Source organism: Caballeronia choica, assembly GCF_001544535.1.
Taxonomy (GTDB): Bacteria; Pseudomonadota; Gammaproteobacteria; order Burkholderiales; family Burkholderiaceae; genus Caballeronia; species Caballeronia choica.
On the sequence record NZ_FCON02000254.1, the window covers coordinates 1 to 6,973 of the forward strand.

Genomic DNA, 6,973 nt, shown 5'->3' on the forward strand with positions numbered 1-6,973 from the left:
ATCTCTTTTCATGGGCGTCCTCGTAAGAGCTATCGCTCAAGCATAGAGCATGTGTCCGCAAAATTCCTGACTTATGAATAAGTCCGCAATCATCGGTAGAGAAATGTCAACTGCAGCATGACTAACTTGTCGACCCCGTGATTCTGCGCCGAGCCTGCCTGCCGGTGCTTAACCGGCATATTGCTAACTTATTTGCATACCTGTTTCTGACGACCGAACCGGACTCACAATGCCAGTTGCCTAGACCTAGTCTGGCAACGGCTCATTGCGCAGCGCTGAATACGCTGGGAGTTCCTTTAGCAAGCCAACGCCTTCGTCGGTGCTCGCCGACGTCACAAACTACCGCGTATCGCGGGCCCTGAACGGAAAACGGTCCGTCTGGTGGTATTCCTTATAGCCGTCCACCTCGCGGCGCACGATCATCTCGTACGGTTCTCCTGCATCCGCATAACGGCAGTAGAGATGCGGCCCAGGATAGTACTCGTCCCCATCCTCATCGACATCAAAGATATTGCGAAAAGGGATTCGTCCAACAATGAACACCTTCAGAACATCATAACGTGTATTCGCGAACGCCTTTTCAGGGTCGGAAGCAGCACCGAGGCCGCCTTTCCCGAACTCCATGGTCGACCAAGCATTGTCGCTCCGGTCCACGATGATGTGCTCGAGGCCAATGTACACCTCGATCCCCGTGTGATAATGGCCGGCGAATTCTGCGCGGAACCATGGGCTGATTGTGCCTGATCCGGCGGTGTCCACGCTCGGATAGACTTCGTCGTCGATCGAATGAATGATCACCGCGGGTTTTGGCTCACCGTGGCCGAACACACGTTTCAGCTTTCTCTTCATGGCGAGCGTCCGACGCAAATCGTTTTCACGCCCGCGTTCTCGCCGCGCGAGCGACACGCCGAAAAAGCTGAATAGCAAATCGGGATGGTCGGAGTAAAGCTTCGTCTCCAGTACCGATGCCGCCCACAGAATTGCAGAACCGATCCCTGCGGTGGATGCTGCTCTCTCGTAAGCAGAGCGCGCTGAAATACTCACATCGCATCCCACAACCAACAGCATCACGTCTGGCGGAGTCGAAGCCTTCGCGACTGCCTCTCGCACCGCCGCCTTTGCGTCCGCGCCCGTAAATCTTCCATAGCGCTTGCATTGGACCGCCCAAACGCGGATGGAGCCATCCTTGGCGAGTTCCATGGCTCTGATATCTACGCCGTCATCCGCGCCACTTCTTCCATCATGGTGAATCTCCTCCCACCGATGAAGTCGATATACCAGCGCCAGCGACAGGTCTTCGAAGCGGCTGGGACTCAGATCTTCAAAATGAAGTCGATTTGTTGTCCTACTGGGAGGCGCCATCAAAGCCCTTTTCGTGGTTGCTGGGGAGGCTCATCGCTTCGCAGGAAGGTGCTTGAATCACATATTTTATCGTCATAGCGATCGTTACGGTGACTGAGCCTTCGTCGCCAAAACAGCATAATCGCTGGAGGACAAAGCGCCTAGGTACGTCCTCTGGCATGAGTGGCATTTCGGTCAACGGACCTCGTTCAAGAAAAGGCCCGCTGCCAGGGCGGGCCCAAATCTCCGAGGGGTGAGCGCCATGAAGAACGCTCTCAAATATCCTCGCTTCATACCGCTGGCCAGGCAAGAGCGATAGGAGATTTTCTTCATTTCGGCGAGCGAAACGGCGGGCAGGACGGACGAGCCGGCATACTTAGACAAGTTTCGCGGCTCTGCTGCATTGCGCAAACTCAGATATATCAAAAGACTTGTTCCAACAACATTTCATTGTTGGCTGAATGCGGCGTTTTCTGAAGGTAGTTTGGCCGATTTTCCTTGGGCTACATCCTAACGTTGATTGGATCCGAAGGAGATTCCATGAATACGCCCGATGCCGGCCTACGCGATTCGGTAGTCGCCCCCGATGAACGCAGTGACCTCGGCGCTTCGAAGCGCGCCGGAACGACAAGCTGCGGCTGTTCCGTAAATGATCCTCCTCTCGATTTTGCGCAAGTTCGCAAGGAAGAGCTTGCAGCTCTCGGAGTGGACGAGTCGAAAGGCCAGCATCCCTCAGGTATCGCGCGGTCAGGAGGCGGCATTCGCAGCGCCACATTCTGCCTCGGCGTTCTTCAAGCTGTAGCCGCTGAAGACCAGCTAACTGAATTCGACTATATGTCCACAGTATCCGGCGGCGGGTACATTGGCTCGATGCTGACGGCGTGGGTCTGCAAGGAGCCGGGGGGAATATCCGACGTGCAAGAGAAGCTCAAAAGATCGGTTACACCCGATTGCGACAAAAGTGTGGAGGAGCCTCAAGAAATTGTATGGCTCAGGCGCTACAGTAATTATTTGACACCCAAGCTTGGCATGCTGTCACTCGACACGCTCACCCTTGTGCTCGCTTGGACGCGCAATGTCATGCTCAACTGGATCGTGCTGATATCCGCGTGGTGGCTGTTGCTAACATTGCCGAAATGGTTCGTTGTCGGCGCGGAGCTGGGCGCGACGTTTTGCCGACCGCAATGCGCATCGCTGCTCTCCGCGGTCGCCAGAACTTCTCACGACGCGGCGTTTATAGGAATATGCACGGCGACTTTATTTGTTTGGATCGTCGCCGCGACCGCATTTCATCTCGACGTCCTAGCTCGACAAAAGCAATGTGTCCAAAACCGCTCGCTCGGCGCACGTATCGTACTCAAGCTCATTCAAAAGAACAATCTGCTAGCGAATTGCACGCTTGTCGCTCCAATAGCGCTTTGGTGCATATTCGCGACCAAGTGGTTGCTTCTTGCAAAGTCCGTGGGTGAATGGAAGAACGCCTACAGCACAGCGGTCTTGTGGACGGGGGCGATCGCGCTTATCGTAACGTTACTCGTGAATGCCATTTTTCCGTTGCTTAGAGTTTGCGGGTTGTACCGTACTTCGGCGCCCGAATCCACACTTTACAGCCAGGTTGAACGCGCCGCATATGCGGTCGTCTTTGCCTTGACCGCGAGCCTCGCGGCGCTAGGTGCGGGCATCGCGATGCTGGCGATCCTCAAAGCGGAGCATCTGAGCAGCATCGATGGATGGGCTATGTCGGCGCCACTTGTGTGGGCTTTCGTTCCACTCATCGTGCTTCTTGTCTATTCGATTTCGAACGTGTTGTTCGTCGGACTCATCGGCTCGCTCTACCATGACCGGGTGCGGGAATGGTGGAGTCGTCTGAGCGCGAGACTCCTGGTCGTCGCACTCTATTGGCTTCTGCTGTTTTCGTTTGCGTTTTACATACCAGTTATCACCCAATGGGCGCTGAAGAGCATTCCTTATTGGCTTTCTCTCACTAGCGTGGGCTGGGTCGTGACTACCGCGTGGGGTGCTTTGCGCACGGCACCGCAGAAGGCAAGCGCGGAGAGCCGTCAACGATATGGCGCGCTGCTCAACATCGCATCTGGCGTCGCCGTACTTCTGATTCTTGCTTTCCTCGCCGCCCTTTTCGATGAGGTAATCTTGATATGGTCCGCCAGCGCAAGTAGTGCCACACCCGTATTTGGGTCGGAGTTGACTACCGGCACACTCCCCACTTTTATGGAAGTTTCCGGCGTCGCTCAGCAACATCTCCTGGCTATGACCGTAACCGGATGGAGCTTCGCCGGACGAGACTTTCCCGTCCTACTACTTGTGTTCGTTGCGCTCGTGGTTGCGTTCCTTTTGTTCGGTAAGCGACTGGACGTCAACAAATTCTCGCTGCAAAGCGTGTACAAGAATCGACTTGTGCGCTGCTATCTCGGCGCGACCAACAAGGATCGCGTCGCAAATCCGTTCACCGGATTCGACATTACCGACGACCTATTGTTTAGTAAGATGAAGTCGCCTTCGACGAACGTTCGCCCATTGCAGATTTTCAATACGGCAATGAATCTGACCCAAGGCCGTAACCTCGCTTGGCAGGAGCGCAAGGCCGCGTCCTTTTCCTTTAGCCGACTGCATGTCGGATACGAACTGTCGAGTCTCGAAGGCGATGCAACCGAGCGCACCACGCCTGCCATGCGCGTCTCCGACCGTTGTGGTTACCGGCGCACGACGTCTTATGCGTCCAAGTTGGATCAGGAAGACGGCGGAGTGTCGCTTGGCACCGCAATGGCCATTTCTGGTGCAGCAGTCAGTTCCAATATGGGCTATCACACTCGGCCTACCCTTTCGTTTCTGCTCACGATGTTCAATCTGCGCCTTGGTAAATGGTGCCCCAATCCGCGGCGAGAGTCGTACATGCTCACGCGTAGCGGCTTCGCGCCATTTCGGCTGCTGGAGGAACTGGGCGGACGTGTGAACGAGGATAAACCATATGTCTATCTCTCTGATGGTGGCCACTTCGACAACACCGGCATTTACGAGCTCGTTCGACGTCAATGTCGCTATATTCTGGTCGTCGACGCGGCGGCGGATCCCGAGCGGGCTTTCGAGGACCTCGGGGCAGCGGTGAGGAAGTGCCGCGTCGATTTTGGAGCCGAGATCGACGTCAACATCAACAGTCTGCGGGGAATTCCGCCTGATCGTCTTTCGGAAGCTACCTGTCTTCGCGGCACTATCACTTATCGCGATAACTCGTCAGGGGAAATCGTCGTGATAAAAGCTTCAATGTGCAAGGAGCGGCGCGAGCCGGCAGATGTCCAGTCGTATGCAAGCCGCTATTTGTCGTTTCCACAGCAATCGACCGCTGATCAATTCTTCGACGAAAGCCAGTTCGAGAGTTATCGAAAACTTGGCTTCTGCGCGGGGCGCGCCGCAACGCCGTACTTCCCTAATAATCTAAAGCCGCTAGTCAAGTGCACGGGCAAATCTGCTGCGGCCGGAGACGACGAGCGGATGCATCTTTCCTGCGATCACCTTCGGGTCCCGTGGATACCCTAGCCGCGAGATCATACTTTGACAGCCATCGTACGCTACTTGCAGTCCTCGATTTAATGCTGCGGGGGTTACGGCTTACCAAGGTGGCGATTCCATTCCCTTTTGTTCAAGAAAAGGCCCGCTGCCAGAGCGGGCCCAAATCTCCGAGGAATGAGCGCCATGAAGAACGCTCTCAAATATCCTCGCTTCATACCGCTTACCAGGCAAGAGCAATCGGCGGTTTTCTTTATTTCGGCGCGCGAAACGGAGGGCGGGACGTAGTTCTGGATGTCGTCGTCGATGCCGGAATGCGACGCAAGACCGAATATTCGGTCAACGACATCGTGCGGGCGAACGAGATCTTGTCCGGAAATATGATAGTTTCTCAAACCAAAAATCTGGACTAGGTAATGCGTTTTTCTAAAACGGTCGCGGACTAGTCCAGCTTATGCACCCGAAGGTAGAGTCAATGAATTGTTCATGAACAAGAGGAATTCGACGGTAGACGGCCTGGCTAAACACGAAACATTTGGTTAAAACGTCGCTAGAAGAAAAAGCCCAGTTCAAGAACTGGGCCTCTTCTTTCCCAACGAATACGTTACTCACCAACAGTTCCAGCGGCAAACATAAACGACCGGGGCAGGCGCTACATAAACAGGGCGGGAATTTGCATAAGCAGCAGCACCTACCACCGCACCTGCCAGTAAGCCACCAGCGATAGCCTGCGCTGTTGCCGTGTTGCGCGCCGCCTCTGCTGACGCATTGCTGGAAGACGTCTGATACATTGCAAGCTCCCCGGTACATTTGTCGCCCCACGTGTACGGGTTATCGATCTTGCATTGCAGGAACGTTGCGCGGTCTTGCCTTGCAGCTTGCTCCATCGGTGAGGCACAGCCCGCAAGCATGGTAAGTGCGATAACAGACGCCAAAAACCTTCTCATATTCCCCGCCCCATGTCTTTATTTTTAGTAATGGCGCGAAAGTAACACCGCTTAAAGTGAGCGTCAATTCGCTGCACGTTTGCGCGTGTTCGCCGCCGCACCCACCCTTATTGCCCTTCCGCCAAAGTCGTCTTACATTCCATATTAAGCAACAAAGTCGAAAGCACACGCAACATTTAGAATAAAATTTCCCCGAACATAAGTCCGCGCACTCGCAGAGATAAAAATTTGTAAATAGGAATACTTAAGAGTAAAGCGTTCGCGTTGCAATCAACGTTACTGCTGACGAACTGCTGGTTAGGACCGTCGCATCCCCGACGTTTGGCAAGCGTTAGATGGCGTCATTAGAGTCGTGCCCTGCGCACCTTCCGAATGCAACCGGAGGTTCGACCGTCAGCTGCTGAATCGCATTCGTTCAACGTTTGGCGTTCGCACATAGTCTTAGGTAATCAATCGAGTCGTTATATGAACGGATCGCGCGGCGGACGTTGTATGAAAACTCATTGCTATCGTATGCGTCCCGGGCGCGCCTCGCCATTGTTGCAGCATCGTCAAGCTCCGAATGAGCCATCGGACAATCAATGCTGGCAGCTGCTGATTCCGCATCTTCCAAGGCACTCTTCGCACGGCCTGCGTTGAACTTCGCGTCATCGAAATCGCTACTTCGAGAAATCCTTTCAAGCCTGGATCGTGCATCGTCCAACGCCGGACGCAAGCTGTTCCAGTCCGCGAAGGAAATAGCCGGCGAGAACAGCGTGGCGACCAGCATAGCCACAGCAACCTTTTTCAACACAATCATTCTTTTTTCTCTCTTCCTTCGTCTTTGATTGCCGCGGGCCATCGCTCGCGCGTCAATGGCGAACGAACGCTGACACCGAAACCGCGAGGTATCACGGCGCGACTACGCCTGGATTACGGCTGCAATCTAAGGCATTTGATAGGTAAAAACCCTGCTCCCGCAGTTCTTATAGGTGGAAGATCTCTGGGACCCAAGGAACCGAGACGCCGACACAGGACGGATCATCCATCAGAATACGAACGCGGCCTCAAATGGTTCTACGTATCCCGTAAAAGCTCACCGTGCACTTACTCATAAGTCAGGAATTTTGCGGACACATGCTCTATGCTTGAGCGATAGCTCTTACGAGGACGCCCATGAAAAG

The 6,973-nt window shown here is 54.4% G+C and carries 4 protein-coding genes; 2 read left to right on the forward strand and 2 right to left on the reverse strand.

Going from position 1 to position 6,973, the window contains the following annotated elements; translation table 11 throughout:
* Positions 1 to 339: 339 nt before the first annotated feature.
* Positions 340 to 1,362 (reverse strand): restriction endonuclease, encoded by a 1,023-nt coding sequence (locus AWB68_RS41535; protein WP_087649965.1) that lies wholly within the window; start codon positions 1,360 to 1,362, stop codon positions 340 to 342.
* Between the two features lie 519 nt (positions 1,363 to 1,881).
* Between AWB68_RS41535 and AWB68_RS41540 the strand changes: the two genes are divergently transcribed.
* Both AWB68_RS41540 and AWB68_RS47630 read left to right on the forward strand, forming a co-directional pair.
* Positions 1,882 to 4,893 (forward strand): patatin-like phospholipase family protein, encoded by a 3,012-nt coding sequence (locus AWB68_RS41540; protein ID WP_087649966.1) that lies wholly within the window; start codon positions 1,882 to 1,884, stop codon positions 4,891 to 4,893.
* Positions 4,894 to 4,973: 80 nt separating this feature from the next.
* Positions 4,974 to 5,276 carry a hypothetical protein gene (locus AWB68_RS47630; protein WP_125483238.1) on the forward strand — a complete coding sequence of 101 codons (303 nt, stop codon included), beginning with the start codon at positions 4,974 to 4,976 and terminating at the stop codon, positions 5,274 to 5,276.
* 949 nt (positions 5,277 to 6,225) lie between these two features.
* Here AWB68_RS47630 and AWB68_RS41545 read toward each other — a convergent pair.
* Positions 6,226 to 6,609: a hypothetical protein gene (locus tag AWB68_RS41545; RefSeq protein WP_087649967.1), complete on the reverse strand. Its 384-nt coding sequence runs from the start codon at positions 6,607 to 6,609 to the stop codon at positions 6,226 to 6,228.
* Positions 6,610 to 6,973 lie beyond the last annotated feature (364 nt).